The following is an 18,539-nucleotide window of genomic DNA, read 5'->3' on the forward strand; positions in this document are numbered from 1 at the left end:
GCTGGCCAGGATCGTGGATTTCGCGCTGCTCGGATTCCGGCTGCTCTAACTGGTGGCCGCGGCTGGGGATACTCACACGGTCATTTCATCATCCGGCACCGACAACTTATGCAACTGCCGCTCGAGGCGCTCGGCGATGGCGTCGATCCGGTCGAAATCGGCGTCGGTGGGCGCCCACCGGCCGGTGGCCAGGTCAACGCGCCAGCGTCCCTCGCCGGTCCGCAGGAAGTCGTTGTAGCTGCCCAGCAGCGGGGTCCCCTCCCGCAGATAGAGGGCCAGCGCCTCGTACTCAAGGCCGGGGGGCGCGTCTCCGCTGGATTTCAGGACCCGCCACCACGGCACGCTGCTGCCGTTGTGGCTCATGACCGAACCGACCTGGCGGGGGCCGCCGGAGCCCAGGAGCTCCGCGACGTCGCCGTAAGCCACCGCGGTGCCGGCCGGGATTAACGCCACGAGTTCCAGCACCGCCTCCACATACTCCGTCCGCATCGATCCAGCCTAGCCGTTCCGGGCTCCGGCACGGTGCGGGGAAGATGCCTTGACGGCACGCGCGGACTCCGGTCAGGAACTGTCGCAGGCAGCAGGTAGCGTTGACGCATGAGCACTTGGAACAGCCTTCCCCGCGCAGCCTTCGACCTCGAAACGACGGGCCGCAACTCCCGGTCTGCGCGGATCGTCACGGCGTCGGTCACCGTGGTGGATGCCGACGGCGGCGTGATCCACGAGCACGAGTGGCTCGCCGACCCGGGCGTGGAGATTCCCACCGAGGCCAGCGACATCCACGGCGTCACCACCGAGCAGGCCCGCCGCGAGGGCCGGCCCGCCGCCGAAGTGACACGCGAACTCGCCGCTGTGCTGCAGGAGCTGTTCGACGCCGGCGTGCCCGTCATCGCCTTCAACGCCAGCTACGACTTCACCGTGCTCGCGGCCGAATCGGCCCGCTACGGGGTCCCCCAGCTGAGCCGTTTTCCAGTCCTGGACCCGTACATCATGAACAAGCAGGTGGACCGGTACCGCAAGGGCAAACGCACGCTCACGGCCCTATGCGAGGAATACGGCGTCGGCCTCGACAACGCCCACACCTCGGCCGCCGACGCCCTGGCAACCCTGCGCATGCTCGATGCCATGGCCGGAAAGTTCCCCAAGCTCAGGATGCCGGCGGGCAACCTGCACCAGCTCCAGGTCGAATGGGCCTCCGCCCAGGCCGCGGACTTCCAGAGCTACCTGCGCAAGACCAAGCCGGCAGCCGTGATCGAAGGCGACTGGCCGGTGCTTCCCCCGGAAGACGCCAGCCGCGGCGACTTCTGATCGTCCCGGACCAGCCGGCCTTTCATTGGCCGCTGCAGGGGTGAAGTCCGGGCTCCGGTCCGCGACCCGCTTGGCCTGACGCTTAACCGTTGCTGCAGTCTTAACCGTGGCTGCCTGAATGCGGCCCGGCACTTCTTAAAACGAAACGTTCGGCGGCGAATGGCCGCCGAACAGATCCGGCTAGTCCCCGGTGGCGCGGAATTCCAGCGATTGCGACGCAACTCACACCGTCCGGGGCATCCGTCCGCCGCGCCCCTCCCCGCCGATGATTCCGTCACAGCTTCCGGGCACTACCCGAAGCGCTGTCATTCATCCCAGGGCATGAAGATAGTTCACCTGCATTCCAGATTGCCTCTGATTAATTCGGATTCATTTGGCATCAACGGCGGGTGACACAATTATCTTTCGCGGCGTGCCTGCTCCGCCCGGCACCCAAGCCAGATGTCTGGAGCCCGACGGACCTCCCCGCGAACCACCGAATTTCAGACGAAAGTGATTGCGTGATGAAAAGCAAAGCCTTGAAGTGGCTGACCACCGTTCCCGTGGCCGTAGCCGTGGCGGTCTCCCTTGCAGCGTGCGGCGGCGGGTCGGCGCAGTCAACGGCGTCATCGACCGATGCCCTGCAGGGTAGCGACCAGAAATCCCTGGACAAATACACGACCAAGGACGTCACTCCCCTGGACAAGATCGACAAGTCCAAGCTCGGCCTCATCAGCGATGGAACGCTCACCGTCGGCACCCTTTCGGACGCCCCGCCGAACATCTACATCGACAAGAACGGCAAGTTCACCGGCTACGACAACGAGCTCCTGCGGGCCATCGCGGACAAGCTGGGCCTCAAGGTGGAGTTCAAGTCCACCGGCTTCGCGTCCCTGCTCGCCCAGGTCCAGAACAAGCAGTTCGACCTCGGGTCCTCCTCGATTTCCACCACCGACGCCCGACGCAAGACCGTGGGCTTCACCAACGGTTACGACTTCGGCTACATGGCAGTGGTGGCCAAGAAGGACTCCAACATCAAGGGGTTCAAGGACCTGACCAAGGACACCCGCATCGCCGTGGTCCAGGGCACCGTGCAGGATGACTACGTCACGAACACGCTCCAGATCGAGCCGGTCCGCTTCGAGGACTACAACACCGCCTACGCCAACTTGAAGAGCGGACAGGTTGACGCCTGGGTGGCCCCGTCCCAGCAGGCCACCGGCCAGGTCAAGGAAGGCGACGGCACGGTCATCGCCGAGTCGGTGGTGAACACCCAGAACTTCACCGCCTACGCCGTGAATAAGGAAAACCAGCCACTCATCGATGCGCTGAACTCCGGCCTCGACGCCGTCATTGCCGACGGCACCTGGTCCAAGCTGACCAAGGAATGGTACCCGGACCGCAAGACCCCGGCCACGTGGTCCCCGGGCTCCAAGGCCGTCACCGTTCCGAAGTCCTAGTCCATGGATGCACTCGATCAACTCGTCAAGACCTTCTTTGACTGGGAGGCGATGGCAGCCGTCCTACCGAACATGATTCGGTTCGGCCTGCCCAACACCCTGATCCTGGCGGTTTCCTCGGGCGTGCTCGGGTGCATCCTGGGCATGGTCCTGGCCGTCATGGGCACGTCCCGGATCACTGCGCTGCGTTGGCTCTCCCGGATCTATACGGACGTGTTCCGCGGCGTCCCGGCGATTGTGGTCATCCTCCTGATCGGCCTCGGGCTCGGGCCCGTGGTCCGGGTGACGACCGGATCCACGAATCCGTTCCCGCTCGCCATCTTCGCCCTGACCCTCATGGCGGCGGCCTATATCGGCGAGATCTTCCGCTCGGGCATCCAGAGCGTGGAAAAGGGCCAGCTGGAGGCGTCCCGGGCCCTGGGCTTCAGCTACGGCTCCTCCATGCGGCTCGTGGTGATTCCGCAGGGCATCCGTCGGGTGCTCCCGGCCCTGGTCAACCAGTTCATCACGCTGATCAAGGACTCGTCCCTGATCTACCTGCTGGGCCTGATCACCAGCCAGCGTGAGATCTTCCGGATCGGTAACGACGCCGCTGCCCTCACGGGGAACCTGTCGCCGCTGGTTGCCGCGGCGTTCATGTACCTCATCCTGACCGTTCCGCTCACGCACCTGGTCAACTACATCGACAAGCGCCTGCGCACGGGCCGTCCGGAGAAACAGCAGCCGGACGACGCCGCGGCCCTGATCGGGAAGGGAGCACAGCCATGAGCGAATTCGCCTCCGGCTCGCTGACCGGCAAGAACCTGCACCTGTCTTTCGGCTCGAACCACGTCCTCCGCGGGATCGACCTGCACGTCGAGAAGGGCACCACCGCGTCGGTGATCGGCCCCTCCGGGTCGGGGAAGTCCACGTTGTTGCGGGTCATGAACCGCCTGATCGAACCGGATCAGGGCGACATCCTGCTGGACGGCCGGTCGGTCCTGAAGGACAACCCGGATGAGCTGCGCCAGCGGATCGGCATGGTGTTCCAGCAGTTCAACCTGTTCCCGCACAAGACCGTGGTGGACAACGTCTCGCTCGCCCTGCGGAAGCTGCGCAAGCTGCCGGCCGAGCAGGCCCGGGCCGAGGCGCTCGAGCAGCTCGATCTGGTCGGCCTCAAGCACAAGGCCGACGCCCGTCCTGCCAACCTCTCCGGCGGCCAGCAGCAGCGTGTCGCCATTGCGCGTGCCCTGGCCATGAAGCCTGAGGTGATGTTCTTCGATGAGGCCACCTCGGCCCTCGACCCGGAGCTCGTCAAGGGCGTGCTGGCGCTGATGGCCGACCTCGCCAAGGGCGGCATGACGATGGTGGTGGTGACCCATGAGATGGGCTTTTCCCGCAACGTCTCGGACACGGTCACGTTCATGGACGGCGGCGTCGTCGTGGAGTCCGGACCGCCGGAACAGATCTTCACGAACCCGCGCACCGAACGCCTTCAGGGGTTCCTCTCCGACGTCCTCTAGGTAACGCGGCCGCTGCGGCGGCGTTAAACGACTGATGGCACCCGCCGCTGCGGGTGCCATCAGTCGATTAAGGACCGTGGCCGCCGACGAACGCCAGCGGGTTTGATGCGGCGCTCGGCCCGGTTGTTACCGTTTCGCGCCGGCGGCTGCCTTGGCCGCGGCCGGCAGGGCGTCGAAAATCCGGTTCATCGCGGCGTCGTCGTGCGCGGCGGAGAGGAACCAGGCCTCGAAGACCGACGGCGGCAGGTAGACACCCGAGTCGAGCATGGAGTGGAAGAACGGGGCGTAGCGGAAGACTTCCTGGCCCTGGGCGTCGTCGTAGTTGTGGACGCCGCGGGCGGACGTGCCGAACGCCACGGAGAACAGGTTGCCGGCGCGCTGGATGGAATGGTCCACGCCGGCCGTGTCGAGGGCCGAAGAGAGGGCCGCGGAGAGCTCCAGGGACCGGGCGTCCACGAAGGAATAGACCTCGGCGGTGGCGTGGGTGAGGGTCGCGACTCCGGCTGCCATGGCCACCGGGTTACCGGAGAGGGTGCCGGCCTGGTAGACGGGTCCCACCGGGGCCAGGTAGTCCATGACATCGGCGCGGCCGCCGAGGGCCGCCGTCGGCATGCCGCCGCCGATCACCTTTCCGAACGTCAGCAGGTCCGGGGCCCACGGCTCGGCGGCGTCGGCGGCCCCGCCGGTGAGTCCCCAGTAGCCGGAGTAGCCGGTGCGGAAACCGGTGAGGACCTCATCGAGGATCAGCAGGGCGCCGTGCTCGCGGGTGATCCGGGACAGGCCGGCGTTGAAGCCCTCGCCGGGGGTAACGACGCCCATGTTGGCGGGCGCGGCCTCGGTGATCACGGCGGCGATGTTCTCACCGTGCTTGGCGAAGGCGGCCTCGACGGCGTCGAGGTCGTTGTAAGGCAGCACAAGGGTTTCGGCGGCGGTGGCGGCAGTGACGCCGGCCGAGCCGGGCAATGCGAGGGTCGCCAGACCCGAGCCCGCGGCGGCGAGGAGTCCGTCGAGGTGGCCGTGGTAGCAGCCGGCGAATTTGATGACGAGATTCCGGCCGGTGAAGCCGCGGGCCAGCCGGATGGCGGTCATGGTGGCCTCGGTGCCGGTCGAGACCATCCGGACGCGTTCGGCGGCCGGCACGCGCTCCTTGACGATCGCGGCGAGGTTGGCCTCGTCCGGCGTCGATGCGCCAAAGGACAGGCCGCGGTCGACGGCGGCATGCACCGCTGCGATGACCTCCGGGTGGGCGTGTCCAAGCAGCGCCGGGCCCCAGGAGCAGACGAGGTCGACGTAGTCGGCGCCGTCCGCGTCGGTGAGGTAGGCGCCCTTGGCGGAGACCATGAACCGCGGCGTTCCGCCCACGGAGCCGAAGGCACGCACGGGTGAGTTCACGCCGCCGGGCATCAGCTGGCGGGCGCGGTCAAAGAGTTCCTCGTTGCGAGGCATGCTGGAAGTCATGGTTCCTATTCTTTCAGTTTTGCGGCCGGTTCAGTTTCCTGCAGCCTTGGCCAGCAGCGCGGCCACGCGGGGTGCCACTTCGGTGCCGAACAGTTCGATGGAGCGCATCATGGCCGCGTGCGGCAGGGTGCCGTTGCTGTACTTGAGATCAAAGCGGTCCACGCCCAGGTTCTTCTTCAACAGGGCGATCTTCGCGGCCACGGTTTCCGGGGAGCCCACATAGAGCGCTCCCTCGGGGGTGCACATGGCGTCGAACTCGGCCCTGCTCCCGGGGCCCCAGCCCCGCTCCGCGCCCAGCCGGTTGCGCATCGCGATCCAGTGCGGGAAGAACTCCTCGCGGGCTTCCTCATCGGTGGCAGCAACGTGGCCGGGTGAGTGCGTGGCCATTTGTTGCATCGGCTGCCCGTACTTGGCCATGGCCTCACGATAGAGACCGGCCAGCGGGGCGAAGGACCGCGGCTGGCCGCCGATGATCGCGAAGATGATCGGGTAGCCGTACTCGGCGCAGCGAAGCACCGATTCGGGAGTTCCGCCGACGCCGATCCAGGTGGGCAGCAGGTGGTGCTCCAGCGGCGGATAGACGCTGAGGCCGCTGATGGCGGGCCGGGTGCGTCCCTCCCAGTGGACCGGTTCCTGCGCCCGGACCTTGTCGAAGAGCTCAAGCTTTTCCTCGAAAAGGACCTCGTAATCGGCCAGGTCGAGGCCGAACAGCGGGAAGGATTCGATGAAGGAGCCGCGGCCCAGCATGACTTCGGCGCGGCCGCTGGAGATGGCGTCCACGGTGGCGAAGCGCTGGAAGACCCGGATCGGATCATCGGAGCTGAGCACCGTGACGGCCGAGCCGAGCCGGATGTGCTTGGTGCGGGCGGCCGCTGCGGCCAGAAACACCTCGGGGGCGGACACCGCGAAGTCGCGGCGGTGGTGCTCCCCTACCGCGAAGGCGTGCAGGCCGACCTCATCGGCCAGCTCAGCCTGCTCCAGGAGCTGCCGGAGGACCTGGGCGTGCGGGACGGGGTGGCCGTCGGGGAAGACGCCGACGTCACCGAACGTGTTCAGTCCCAGGAGGATCCGCCCGGGCCCTACCGGAGCCGTGGGAGAAGCCGTGGGGGAAGCGGTCCGGTCCTCGGGGGCCGGGTTCACCGGGACTCCTTGAGCCAGCCGGCGAGCTCGCTCGCCCAGTAGGTCAGCACCATGTTGGCGCCGGCGCGCTTGATGCCCAGGACCGATTCGGTGATGGCTGCGCGGCGGTCGATCCAGCCGTTCGCCGCGGCGGCCTCGATCATCGAGTATTCGCCCGAAATCTGGTACGCGGCCACCGGCACCGGGCTCATGGCCGCGACGTCGGCGAGGATGTCCAGGTAACTCATGGCCGGCTTCACCATGACCATGTCGGCGCCCTCGGCCAGGTCCAGGTCCACCTCGAGGATGGCCTCCCGGCGGTTGGCGGCGTCCATCTGGTACGTGCGGCGGTCTCCGGTCAGCTGCGAGTCGACGGCCTCGCGGAAGGGCCCGTAAAAGGCGGAGGCGTACTTTGCGGCGTAGGCCACGATGGCCGTGTTGGCGTGCCCGGCGTCCTCGAGGGCCTGCCTGATCACGGCGACCTGGCCGTCCATCATGCCGGACGGGCCCAGGACGTGCGCACCGGCGTCGGCCTGCGCGACGGCCATCTGGCCGTAGATCTCCAGGGTCGCGTCGTTGTCCACGTAGCCGTTGGCGTCCAGGACGCCGCAGTGGCCGTGATCGGTGAACTCGTCGAGGCACACATCGCTCATGACCACGAGCTCGTCGCCGACCTCGGCGCGGACGTCCCTGATGGCCTTGTTCAGCACGCCGTCGGGGTCCAGGGAGGCGGTGCCGCGTGCGTCCCGGACGGCGGGGACACCAAACAGCATGATGCCGCCGACGCCCAGCTCCACGGCCTCGGCCGCGGCGCGCCTGAGCGACTCGGTGCTGTGCTGCTGCACGCCGGGCATCGAGGCAATCGGGTTGGGCTCGTTGAGGCCCTCACGGATGAAGGCGGGAAGGATCAGTTCGGCGGCGGAGAGGCGGTGCTCCGCCGTCAGCCGCCGCATGGCGGGCGTGGTGCGGAGCCGGCGGGGCCGGTGGCTGGGAAAGCTCATGTGTTGTCCTTCGCTGGATGCTCTGCTGGAAAACGAACTGCCGGAGATTGATGTGCCGGCGGCTGCCCTGCCGGTGCGGGCCAGGCGGATGGCTGCTGCGGCTGCCGGGATTGTTGGGCGCGGACGACGGCGGCGACGAGGCCGGACGCGGTCGGTGCCTCGGCGACGGCGGCAACGCTGAGTCCAAGATCTGCCGCCTCCCCCGCTGTAGAGCGCCCGATCGCGACGAACCGGCACGCGCCGAGGGGGGCGAGGTCCGCGTGAATGCGGCGCGCCGCACTCGGGGACGCGGCAACGACGGCGTCGAGCCGGCCGGCGAGGATCTCGCGTCTGGCTTCGGCGGCTGTCAGGACGTCGGCCGGGGGACCGTTCACGGCGGCGCCGGTTTCCACCGGGCGGCTGGCCGGAAGGCTCAGGCGGGGATCAGCCGGGTACTCGACGGTACGGTAGGCGGTGACGGCCTGAACCGAGGCCCCGCGGCGTTCCAGTCCTCGGCGAAGCCGCGGATCGGCGATGTCCGCCTGGGGCAGGAGCACGCTGCTGCGCCCCTCGGGCCAGACGCCAAGCAATCCGGTGCCGGATTGCAGTGCCGTCGGCGCGAGGTCCACGCTGATTCCCCGGGACTCGAGGATCTGCCGGGTGGCGGGGCCGATCGTGGCAACTTGGACGTGGCCCGGCAGCCACGCGGCGAGGGTGGAGCCCCGCTCCACGGCCTTGGCCTCGAGAACCTGGACGGTGGTCACGCTGCTGATCACGAGCCAGTTGTAGGCTCCGGCGCCGAGGGCGTCGAAGGCGACGTCCAGGGAGTGCTGGTCGCGTGCCATCTCAAAGTCGATGAGGGGCAGCAGGACGGGCTCGGCGCCCAGGCGGCGCAGGGCCGCGACGAGGTCGCCCGCGCGGTCCGGGCTGCGGGCAATCAGGATCCGGGCACCTTCCAGCGCCTGACCGTCGTGTCCCCTGGTGCCCTCGTTGCTGGCGCTGTCCCGTCCCATATGCGGTGGATCCCCCGGTTCAGGAAGCGGTCAGGTCCGCGATGTCGGCGGCGCCGCGGGCCAGCAGGACCTCGGCCAGTTCGATCCCCAGCAGGGTCGCCCCCACCTCGGTCAGCCCGTCGGTTGCCTTCCGGTCCCGGACGTTGGCGGTGCCGTCGACGGCGCAGACCACGGCTTCGAGGTGCAGCATGCATCCCTTCCGGTAGGCGTAGGCGCCCACCGGTGCGGCACAGCCTGCCTCAAGGCGGGCCAGGAGCGCCCGCTCGGCGGTGACGGCGAGCCGGGTGTCGTGATCGTCGAGGGCTGCGAGGGCCTGGGCGAGGACGCCCTGGGACCCTTCGGTGGACCCGGCCTTGCGGGGCGCGTCGGCCGTGCGGCATTCGATCGCGAGGGATCCCTGCCCGGCGGCCGGCAGCATGATGTCCGTCTCGAGGTATTCGCTGACCGTGTCCAGCCGGCCGATCCGGTGCAGGCCCGCGGCGGCGAGCACGACGGCGTCGAGGTCGCAGGACTTGCCGTCGACGACGGCGTCGGTCGAGTTGCCGGGCAACCCGGGGACGCGTCCGAGCCTGGTGTCGACATTGCCGCGGATATCCCGGATGTCCAGGTCCGGACGGGCGGCGCGCAGCTGGGCGGCGCGTCGCGGGGAACCGGTGCCCACGCTGGCGCCGGCGGGCAGGTCCGCGAGCTTGAGCCCGTCGCGGGCGCAGAGCACATCGCGGACGTCGACGCGTTTCGGCGTCGCCGCGAGCGTCAGGCCAAGCGCCGGCCCGGTGGGCAGGTCCTTGAGCGAGTGCACGGCGACGTCGCATGCGTTCTGCAGCAGGGCGTCGCGCAGGGCCGCCACAAACACGCCGGTGCCGCCCATCTGGGACAGCGATCCGGTGAGGACATCACCGTCGGTCCGGATGTGGACAAGCTCCACGGCGAACCCGCCGACGGCGGCCAGCTGGTCCGCGGTCTGCTGCGTCTGGGTGAGGGCCAGTTTGCTGGCGCGGGTTCCGATCCGGACGGTCACGGCGTTGCCTGACCAGCCGCCGGGGTCGCCATATCCGCGGCTGCGGGCGTTGCGGCGGGGTAGGGATCGTGGCCCGTGCCGATGCTAGTGTCGGCACCCGCGATGGTGGGCTTTTCGCCGCGGAAGTTGGCGCAGCAGCCGGGCCGGCAGACGTCGTACCAGGGGCCGAGTCCGGTCAGGTGCGGCCGGTCCGCGATGTTGTTCGCCGCGGTCCGTTCGCAGATCAGGTCCACGATCCCGCCGACGAACTTGCGGTGGGTTCCCGGCGTGGGGACGCGGGTCGCCGCCAGGCCCAGCTTGCCGCAGGTCTCCAGTGCCTCGGTGTCCAGGTCCCAGACAACCTCCATGTGGTCGCTGACGAAGCCCAGCGGCACGATCACGACGCCCTTGACGCCCTTGCCGGCGAGATCCTCGATGGCGTCGTTGATGTCGGGTTCGAGCCACGGGACGTGCGGAGCGCCGGAGCGGGACTGGTAGACCAGAGACCACGGTGCGGTCAGGCCGGACTCGGCCTCGACGCGGCGGATGACCTCGGTTCCGGTGGCCAGGTGCTGGGCCACGTAGGCGGAGTCTTCCTCGAAGTGGCGGGGCTCGCCCTCGGAACGGCCCGCGGCCTCGGCGTCACGGGTGGGGATGGAGTGGGTGGCGAACAGGATGTGCACCGGGGCGTCGGGGCTGCCGGCCGCGGTGAGACGGGCCCGGACGTCGGCCAGGCCGGCGGCGGTGCCCTCGATGAACGGCTCGACAAAGCCGGGGTGGTCAAAGTACTGGCGCACCTTGTCCACCTCGAGTTTTCCGTCCAGCCCGGTTTCGGTCAGGGCCATGCCAATGTCCTCGCGGTACTGGCGGCAGCTGGAGTAGCAGGAGTAGGCGCTCGTGGTGACCATAAGGACCTTGCGGTGCCCGGCGTCGTACATGTCCTGCAGCGTTTGCGGGATGTAGGGGTCCCAGTTGCGGTTGCCCCAGAAGACCGGCAGATTCACGCCGCGGGCAGCGAGCTCGGTCTCCATGGCGGCCTTGAGCGCGCGGTTCTGGGCGTTGATGGGGCTGATGCCGCCGTTGGCGCGGTAGTGGTGCGAGACCTCTTCGAGCCGCTCGTCCGGGATGCCGCGGCCCCGGGTGACATTGCGGAGGAACGGGATGACATCTTCCTGCCCCTCCGGCCCGCCGAAGGAGGCCAGGAGGACGGCGTCGTAATCCTTGGGGGCCATCCGGCCGGCCTCGGTGACGGGGTTCACTGCGGTCACCGCCGTGGCGATCTCCTGGGGGTCCAGCGGGCTCATGCAAGAACCTCGGCGATCTCGGCGGCGCTGACGCGGCGGCCCGTGTAGAAGGGGATTTCCTCGCGGACGTGGTGGCGCGCGTCGGTGGCGCGCAGGTGCCGCATCAGGTCAACGAGGTCCACGAGCTCGGGCGCCTCCAGGCCAAGGATCCATTCCCAGTCGCCCAGGGCGAAGGAGGAAACGGTGTTGGAGATGACCTGAGGGAAGTCGCGGCCCAGGAGTCCGTGGTCACGGAGCATCGCGCCGCGCTCGGCGTCCGGCAGGAGGTACCACTCGTAGGAGCGGACAAACGGGTAGACGCAGAGCCACTCGGCCGGTTCGACGCCGCGGGAGAACGCGGGCGTGTGGTTCTTGGCGAATTCCGCCTCACGGTGCACGCCCATGGCGGACCAGGCGATCTCGGTGCCCGCGAAAAGCTTGCTGCGGCGGATGTCCCGGACCGCTCGCTGCAGGTCCTCGGGCTTCGGCCCGTGGAGCCAGATCATGATGTCTGCGTCCGCGCGCATGGCGGAAACGTCGTAGCTGCCGCGGTGGATCACGCCGGAGTCGGCGAGGCCCGCCATCAGCGACTCGAAGCCCCCGGCAGCGTCCGCATCGCGGGGGACGTCAGCGGACCGCTTGAAAACGGTCCAGAGGGTGAAGAACTGCTCGGGTGAATTGTCGGGCGCCGTCGCCCCGGCGACTGATTCTCCGGGGACGGGCATACCGGTTTTAGTGACAGATTCGGCAGAAGTGTGGCTCATGCCTACCAGTCTGCCCCCTCTCCTCAGTGAAGTCGAAATAAAGCACTTCTACAAGGCGTAGAAGTGCTTTATTTCACATGCTGACGTTCCGGCGGTCGCGGTTGCGGAGTCCGTGCGGCGGTCGCTGGGTGTCGCCGGGTCACGAGTCCCGTGGGCCGTGGTCCCCCGCGTCCAGCGCCCCGAGAACCCGGCGGCCGCGTCAGCTCCTCCGCATGCGGACGACGGCGACCCCGGCGCCGAGGGACAACGCCACCAGGCCAATGCCCCAGCCGATGAGCGGGGACGGTCCTGCGGGTTCCACCGCCGAGGTGGCCTGCAGCGACGTGCCGCCCGTGTGGCCCTGGCCCTGGGCCGGCGGCGTTGTCGGATCGGCCGGGCCAGAGCCCGGGCTGGAAGGCTGCGCCGTGGCAGGGCGCGCCACGGCAGCGTGCGCCGCGGCAGGGCGCGAGGGCGATGACTGCCCGACGGCGCCTCCCCCTGCGGCGGGCGCGGATCCGGCCGCGCCGGCGCCACTGCCGGCCGCCGCCGCCGGGCCTGGCACCGGCCCGGCGGCGGTAACTGCGGCAGGCGCTCCCGGCGCGGGGGCAGTGAGCGGGGCGCCCGGGCCCGACGGAGCGGAGGACTGCGGGGCATTCGCGCTCGGAGTGCCGGCCGGCGGAGCGCTGGTGCGCGGAGCGGCGGGCTGCCGAGTGCCCGGCTGGGGGTTGCTGGACTCCGGGATCGCGAGTTGCGGGCTGCTGCTGGGGGACGGCGACGGCGTTGAGTCGGACCCGCCCGAGCCGGAGACGTCGGCGGAGATCGACGGGCTCGGTGTGGACGAGGAGCCCAGCAGGTTGCCGAGCACGTCGTCCAGGCCGACGGTCAGTGAGCCCTGGGATAGTGAGCGCTGAACCGACAGCGGGGCGGACGCCGTTGCCGAAACCTCCGTGGCGGCGTGCGAAGCAGGAACTCCTGCGGTGACTGCCAGTACCACCCCGAGCGAAGCTGCCGCTGCGCCGCGCCGGAGTCCCCCATGGCGCCGGGTCTTCGTTGTTGACACGTTGGACCTGAAAATAACCATGGTCATCGAGCCTAGCCGGGATGCGCCGGGAGGGAAAACCGGCGAAAAACCGCGGACTACTGGACAGTAACCCCCGGGGCCGGAGGGCCCAAGGGTGCATCCGGGACCGCTGTGATTGCTGTGACTGAGGGGGGGCTCTGTGACGTTCGCGGGGCCGCGTCGGGGCAGCCGGAGGGGCCGCCTCCGGTCACCCGGCCCTCAGGTCAGCCGGCCCTCAGGTCAGCAGGGCCCGAACCTGACGCGGGGTGTCGGCCACGATCGCCGCCAGTCCGTTGCCGGACAACCAGCCGCCCACCAGGGCGAGCGAGCCGTCTGCGGCACAGATGCTCCGGACCGCAGCGACGCGCTCTTTGTGGCCGAGGGACGCAAACGGCAGCGCACCGGCCCAGCGGACGACGTCCCAGCCCACCACGTTCGCGGCAGTGACCGGGACCCCGAGCAGGGCCGAGGCATCGGCCAGCGCAGCGCGGAAGAGTTCATCGTCCGGGCGCTGCCCCGCGGCCGCTGTGCCGCCGCCTGGCTCCCGGGGACCGCCGGGGGCCACGCCCCGGCCGTAGGAGAGCCGGAGCACATGCCTGCCCGGGCCGGTGCGGTCCGCCAGCCAGGCCCACTTGGCGGTGGCGTGCGTCAGCGCCTTGGCCTGCACGCCCGGGCTTTGCGGCGCCACGAGCACGCCCGTGCCGCGCGGCGCCCGGTCGAGGGCCGCGAGGTCCACCACGAGCGTGACCAGGCTGACATCGGGTCCGGCGTCCGGGCGGAGAGGCGCAAGGTCCGGCAGGGATTCCGCGAGCAGCCCGATGGCGGCCGGTCCTTCGACGGCAACTACCAGCAGGCCGGCGTCGTACCTCGCATGGTCTGTGGTGATCCTCCAGCCGCCGGCCGTTCGCTGCACGGACCGGGCCGGGGTCCCGTCGAGGAGGATGACGCCGCGCTGCCGCAGATCGGCCAGCAGTGCGTCCACGAGGGTGTGCATGCCGCCGCGCAGGCCGGCCACCGCGGAGCCGGCCTTCTGAAGTCCCGGGGACTGGGGCTTCGCCGGCGCGCCCGTGGCGGCCGCTCCCCTGCGCTGGGCCGCGACGGCTGCGGCGAGTGATCCGTGTTGGCGGATGCCGGCCCGCAATCCCGGCGCCACCATGTCGACGTCGAGTACTGCTGGATCGGCCGAGTGGACGCCGCCGACGACCGGTGCGACCAGCCGGTCAAGCACGCGCCTGCCCATCCGCCGGCGGACCAGCACGGACACGCTCGTGGCGGCATCGGAAGTGCCCAGCGAGGCCGGCAGCAGGGTGTCAATGGAGGCGCGGAGGGAGCCAAGCAGGCCCAGGGACCGGCGGACTTCCGGGTCCCACGGGCTGGCCGGGATGCCGAGCACCCCGGTTTTGGGCAGTTCCCGCGGGCCGTCGGGGAGCTGGACCCAGGCGCCGCCGGGGTTGGGGGCGACGATCTCGCCCGCAAGCCCGAGATCGGCGGCGAGATCGGCAACCGCCGGGGTGCGGGTGGCGAAGGACTCCGCCCCGCTGTCCAGGGTCAGTCCGTCAATCACATGGCTGCCCACGCAGCCGCCCCAGGCGTCGCTGGCCTCCAGGACGGTGGTGCGGACGCCGGCCCGGGCGAGCTCCCGGGCCGCGAGCAGGCCCGAAATCCCGCCCCCGACCACGACCGCGGTCCCGTCAAGGGACGCAGCCGCCGCGGCGGTGCCTTCCGCGGACGTTCCGGCGGCGCCTGCGTCCATGCCCGTTACTCCGGGGAGATGGAGTGGATGAGTTCGACGACGCGCGTCAGCACGGCCGGATCCGTCTCCGGGGGCACGCCGTGGCCCAGGTTCAGGACATGGCCCGGCGCCGCGGAGCCGGCCGCGATCACGTCGCGGACATGCGCCTCCAGGACCTCCCACGGTGCGGAGAGGAGCGCGGGGTCGATGTTGCCCTGCAGCGGAACGGTCCCGCCGAGGCGGCGGTTGGCCTCGTCCAGCGGCAGCCGGTAGTCGACGCCCACGACGTCGACGCCGACGTCGCGCATGGCGACGAGCAGTTCCGAGGTGCCGGTGCCGAAGTGGATGAGCGGTGCGCCGAGGTGGCGGACATGGTCCAGGGCCCGGGCCGACGCCGGCGCAACGAAGCGCTGGTAGTCGGCCAGTCCCAGCGAACCGGCCCAGGAGTCGAAGAGCTGGGCGGCGGAGGCGCCGGCTTCCAGCTGTGCCCGGAGGAACATGCCGGATGCGTCGGCGGCCCAGTTGGCCAGGGCGGTCCAGGTTTCCGGGTCGGCGTGCATCATGGTGCGCGGGCCGAGGTGGTCGCGCGACGGCTTGCCTTCGACCATGTACGCGGCAAGGGTGAAGGGCGCGCCGGCGAAGCCGATCAGCGGGGTGCTCCCGAGTTCGGCCACGGTGAGCCGGACGGCCTCGCGGATGGGTTCCAGGGCCTCCCAGCTCAGCTGCGGCAGGGCGGCGACATCCGCGGCCGTGCGCACCGGCACGTCCAGGACCGGGCCCACGCCGGGAACGATGTCCACGCCGACGCCGGCCAGTTTCAGCGGGATGACGATGTCGGAGAAGAAAATGGCAGCGTCGACGTCGTGGCGCCGGACCGGCTGGAGGGTGATCTCGGAGGCCAGCTCCGGACGCAGGCACGAGTCCAGCATCGCGACACCCTCGCGGATCTTGAGGTATTCGGGCAGCGAGCGGCCGGCCTGCCGCATGAACCAGACGGGACGCCGGGAGGGCGTGCCGCCGCGGTAGGCGGTGATCAGCGGGGAGCCTGCGGTGCGGCCGTCCATCAGCGGGTGTCCGGCGGGGAGGCCGGCTGCGGCGTTTGCGGGTGAGTCGGGTGCCGCATCGGCGGTGGCGTCATGGTCGGACGTACTGAAATTTGTCGTGCCGGCACGTGCCGCAGCGCTTGGAGTCATGACTCCGATTGTGCCCAAATTTGCGCCCAAAAGATAACGACAGCCTGTCACGCGCGGTGCCGGGGCCGCTCCGGCGGCTGCGCCGTGGCGGGAATCACAGGCCGGGGTGCGGAGCCCCACGTCGGAATAGTTGTTCTACACGGGCGCGAAAAAGCTATGATGGTCGTGCTGTGGTTCTTTTCTCATTGGTGGCTACACACGCCGACATCGACCTTGAAACCGTTGCTCAGTTGAGCACCGGCGCTTCAGGGCTTGCCACATCCGCCCTCGCCGGATCGCCGGCCGTGGCGGGTGCCGTTGTGCTTGCCACCTGCAACCGCTTCGAAATTTACGGCGAGGCCCCCCATCCCGACGCGGTCGACGCGGCCCGGGCGGCCCTCATCACCCAGATCAGCGGGGCCAGCGGACTCAACGATCAGCTCGTCTCCCGCGCATTCAGCACCCGCACCGGCGCCGAGGTCAGCCAGCATCTTTTCGCGGTTAGCTCGGGCCTGGACTCCGCCGTCGTCGGCGAACGCGAAATCGCCGGCCAGGTCCGCCGCGCCCTGATCACCGCCCAGCACGAGGGCACCGCCAGCTCCGGCCTGGTCCGCCTGTTCCAGGCCGCCTCGAAGACCGCCAAAGACGTGGGCGCCCAGACGGCGCTCGGATCGCGGGGCCTTTCGATCGTCTCGGTGGCGCTGGATCTTGCCACGGACCTGTCGGAAAGCCCGGACTGGTCCGCCAAGAAGGCGGTGGTCTTCGGTACCGGCGCCTACGCCGGAGCCACCATGTCCCTGCTGCGCGAACGCGGCTGCACGGATGTCAGCGTCTTTTCCTCCTCCGGCCGCGCCCCCGGCTTCGTCGCCACCCGCGGCGGCACCGCCCTGGATGAGGTCACCCTTCCGGGCGCCGTCGCCGCCGCCGACGTCATGATCGGCTGCAGCGGCTCCGATAGCCGGGTCGAAGCGGATGACCTCGCCCGGATCCGGGCGGACTCGCCCCAGCCGCTTATCGCGATCGACCTCGCCCTGACCCACGACTTCGACCCGGCGGTGGGCGACCTCGACGGCGTCGAACTCCTCACGCTCGAATCCGTCCGGCTCGCCGCGCCCCAGGAACAAGCCGAATCGCTGGCGCAGGCCAGCAGCATTGTGGCCGGCGCGGCCGGCGCCTTCGAACAGGAGCGCGAGGCGCGCTCCGTGGACTCGGCGATTGTCGCCTTGCGCCGCCACACGATGAACGTCCTGGACGCGGAAATGGAAAAGGTCCGGGCCCGGCACGGCTGCACCGCCGCCGCCGAGGAAGTCGAATTTGCCCTGCGCCGCATGGTGAAGCAACTGCTCCACGTCCCCACCGTCCGGGCGCGTGAGCTGGCCGCCAACGGGCAGCAGGATGCCTATGTTGCGGGCCTAGAGGCTCTGTACGGCATCACGGTGGAGCCCGCCCCCGGCGCGGCGGTTTCCGGCGTTGCCGGTTCCGCTGCGGAGTGCCCGGTGGAGCACACCACCGTGAACAGCAGCCCCGCCGTCGGCGACATCCGCGAAACCGCCTAGCTGCCTGCGGCGCACCGCTGACTCCCGCGCACATGCAGCTTCGGCCCTGGCCGCGGCTCCCCCGGGCCCACCCGGCCTACCCGGCGAAAGCGTTGATCCCGGTCATCTCGGCGGACAATTCCCACAACCGTGCAGCCGCCTCCCGGTCCACCGCATGGGCATCCACGCCCCTGATCCTCGCTTCGGGCGAACCCGGCACGGTGGGCTCGGCGATATCGCAATCCTCGCAGTACACGCCGCCCATGCCCTTGAGCGCCGGCGCCGTCGCGGCCCAGACCGACGTGGCAGCACCCTGCGCGGGGGTCTTGAACCGGGAGTCGGGAGTGCCGTGCTCGTCCATCCAGCCCGCGGCGATCATTTCCTCCCGCGGCAGGTGCCGCTGGAGTTCGGTCATGATGCCGCCGGGGTGCACGGCAAAGGCCCGCACCCCGGCATCCTTGCCCAGCTCGTCGAGCCGGACCGCGAAGAGCGCGTTGGCCGTCTTGGCCTGGCCGTACGCCTGCCACTTGTCATAGCCGGCGTCGAAGTTGATGTCCTCAAAGCGGATCCCGGAAAGCTTGTGCCCGGTGGAGGACAGCGAGACCACCCGGGCTTCCCCCGCTGCCGCCAGCGCCGGCCACAGCAGGTTGGTGAGGGCAAAATGGCCCAGGTGGTTCGTGGCGAACTGCGCCTCCCAGCCCGGGCCCACCCGCTGCTCCGGGCTTGCCATAATGGCGGCGTTGTTGATCAGGATGTCCAGGGCGCGCGGCGTGCCTGGGGCCGCGCCGGCCAGGAAATTCGTGGCGAACTCCTTCACGCTTGCCTGATCGGCAAGGTCCAGTTCGGCCACGCTGACATCGCCGAGGCGGGTTCCCGGCGCCAGCCCCGCCGCGGCAAGGACGCTGCGGGCATGCTCAGGCCGGCGGGCCGGCACCACCACAGCTGCACCGGCGGACGCCAGTGCCCGCACGGTTTCCAAGCCCAGCCCCGAGTAGCCTCCCGTGACCATCGCGGTCTTGCCGCTCAGGTCGATGCCGGTAATAACCTCCGCCGCCGTCGAGTCCCGGCCGAAGCCGGAACCGATCTTTCGCTGGGGCGTCAGGGTGTATTCCTCGTTCATGACCAAGCCTTTCAATGGAGGGCGCCTTCCACGGGTCGTGCTGTTCGCGTGCTGCTCGGTGTTCTTCAAGTCCCGCCG

The 18,539-nt window shown here is 69.8% G+C and carries 17 protein-coding genes; 5 read left to right on the top strand and 12 right to left on the bottom strand.

All coding sequences use genetic code 11. The features are described from left to right. Positions 1 to 72: 72 nt before the first annotated feature. Positions 73 to 489, bottom strand: coding sequence for an MGMT family protein (locus tag C8D78_RS05080; protein ID WP_120950830.1), 417 nt, complete (start codon positions 487 to 489; stop codon positions 73 to 75). Between the two features lie 108 nt (positions 490 to 597). Between C8D78_RS05080 and C8D78_RS05085 the strand changes: the two genes are divergently transcribed. The 4 genes from C8D78_RS05085 to C8D78_RS05100 all read left to right on the top strand — a co-directional run bounded on the left by C8D78_RS05085 (position 598) and on the right by C8D78_RS05100 (position 4,249). Then, positions 598 to 1,308 (top strand): 3'-5' exonuclease, encoded by a 711-nt coding sequence (locus C8D78_RS05085; protein ID WP_120950832.1) that lies wholly within the window; start codon positions 598 to 600, stop codon positions 1,306 to 1,308. Positions 1,309 to 1,811: 503 nt separating this feature from the next. Continuing rightward, entirely contained in the window at positions 1,812 to 2,747 is a 936-nt protein-coding gene (locus tag C8D78_RS05090; protein WP_120950834.1) for an ABC transporter substrate-binding protein, read from the top strand. Positions 2,748 to 2,750: 3 nt separating this feature from the next. Beyond that, a complete protein-coding gene (locus C8D78_RS05095; protein WP_120950836.1) occupies positions 2,751 to 3,515 on the top strand; it encodes an amino acid ABC transporter permease in 765 nt (254 codons plus the stop codon). Next, complete coding sequence (locus C8D78_RS05100; protein WP_120950838.1) at positions 3,512 to 4,249, top strand: amino acid ABC transporter ATP-binding protein; 738 nt, start codon at positions 3,512 to 3,514, stop codon at positions 4,247 to 4,249. Before C8D78_RS05095 ends, C8D78_RS05100 begins: the two co-directional genes overlap by 4 nt. Positions 4,250 to 4,375: 126 nt before the next feature. Here C8D78_RS05100 and hemL read toward each other — a convergent pair whose 3' ends face one another. From hemL to hemE, 10 genes are all read right to left on the bottom strand, one after another. After that, the gene (hemL, locus tag C8D78_RS05105) at positions 4,376 to 5,707 is read right to left on the bottom strand and encodes a glutamate-1-semialdehyde 2,1-aminomutase (protein WP_120950840.1); all 1,332 of its coding nucleotides are present in this window, start codon (positions 5,705 to 5,707) and stop codon (positions 4,376 to 4,378) included. A gap of 30 nt (positions 5,708 to 5,737) precedes the next feature. Beyond that, the gene (locus tag C8D78_RS05110; protein WP_120950842.1) at positions 5,738 to 6,847 is read right to left on the bottom strand and encodes an LLM class flavin-dependent oxidoreductase; all 1,110 of its coding nucleotides are present in this window, start codon (positions 6,845 to 6,847) and stop codon (positions 5,738 to 5,740) included. Further along, positions 6,844 to 7,827, bottom strand: coding sequence for a porphobilinogen synthase (hemB, locus tag C8D78_RS05115; protein WP_120950844.1), 984 nt, complete (start codon positions 7,825 to 7,827; stop codon positions 6,844 to 6,846). Before hemB ends, C8D78_RS05110 begins: the two co-directional genes overlap by 4 nt. Then, the gene (locus C8D78_RS05120; RefSeq protein WP_120950845.1) at positions 7,824 to 8,819 is read right to left on the bottom strand and encodes a uroporphyrinogen-III synthase; all 996 of its coding nucleotides are present in this window, start codon (positions 8,817 to 8,819) and stop codon (positions 7,824 to 7,826) included. Before C8D78_RS05120 ends, hemB begins: the two co-directional genes overlap by 4 nt. A 19-nt stretch (positions 8,820 to 8,838) precedes the next feature. Further along, positions 8,839 to 9,837, bottom strand: a complete 999-nt coding sequence (gene hemC, locus C8D78_RS05125; protein ID WP_120950847.1) for a hydroxymethylbilane synthase — start codon at positions 9,835 to 9,837, stop codon at positions 8,839 to 8,841. Next, positions 9,834 to 11,120, bottom strand: coding sequence for a ferrochelatase (locus tag C8D78_RS05130; RefSeq protein WP_120950849.1), 1,287 nt, complete (start codon positions 11,118 to 11,120; stop codon positions 9,834 to 9,836). Before C8D78_RS05130 ends, hemC begins: the two co-directional genes overlap by 4 nt. Then, positions 11,117 to 11,863: a hydrogen peroxide-dependent heme synthase gene (hemQ, locus tag C8D78_RS05135; RefSeq protein ID WP_120950851.1), complete on the bottom strand. Its 747-nt coding sequence runs from the start codon at positions 11,861 to 11,863 to the stop codon at positions 11,117 to 11,119. The genes C8D78_RS05130 and hemQ overlap by 4 nt, the downstream gene beginning before the upstream one ends. Before the next feature lie 199 nt (positions 11,864 to 12,062). Continuing rightward, positions 12,063 to 12,902 carry a hypothetical protein gene (locus C8D78_RS19570; RefSeq protein ID WP_208641881.1) on the bottom strand — a complete coding sequence of 280 codons (840 nt, stop codon included), beginning with the start codon at positions 12,900 to 12,902 and terminating at the stop codon, positions 12,063 to 12,065. A 235-nt stretch (positions 12,903 to 13,137) separates the two neighbouring features. Beyond that, entirely contained in the window at positions 13,138 to 14,655 is a 1,518-nt protein-coding gene (hemG, locus tag C8D78_RS05150; RefSeq protein WP_120950857.1) for a protoporphyrinogen oxidase, read from the bottom strand. A gap of 5 nt (positions 14,656 to 14,660) precedes the next feature. Then, a complete protein-coding gene (hemE, locus tag C8D78_RS05155; protein ID WP_120950859.1) occupies positions 14,661 to 15,827 on the bottom strand; it encodes a uroporphyrinogen decarboxylase in 1,167 nt (388 codons plus the stop codon). A gap of 170 nt (positions 15,828 to 15,997) precedes the next feature. On the opposite strand from hemE, the gene C8D78_RS05160 reads away from it, so the two are divergent. After that, positions 15,998 to 17,362 carry a glutamyl-tRNA reductase gene (locus tag C8D78_RS05160; RefSeq protein ID WP_120950861.1) on the top strand — a complete coding sequence of 455 codons (1,365 nt, stop codon included), beginning with the start codon at positions 15,998 to 16,000 and terminating at the stop codon, positions 17,360 to 17,362. Between the two features lie 76 nt (positions 17,363 to 17,438). On the opposite strand, the gene C8D78_RS05165 is transcribed toward C8D78_RS05160, so the two are convergent. Continuing rightward, entirely contained in the window at positions 17,439 to 18,461 is a 1,023-nt protein-coding gene (locus tag C8D78_RS05165) for an SDR family NAD(P)-dependent oxidoreductase (RefSeq protein WP_120950863.1), read from the bottom strand. Positions 18,462 to 18,539 lie beyond the last annotated feature (78 nt).

The sequence above is a fragment of the Arthrobacter oryzae genome, from assembly GCF_003634095.1.
Classification (GTDB): Bacteria; Actinomycetota; Actinomycetes; order Actinomycetales; family Micrococcaceae; genus Arthrobacter; species Arthrobacter oryzae.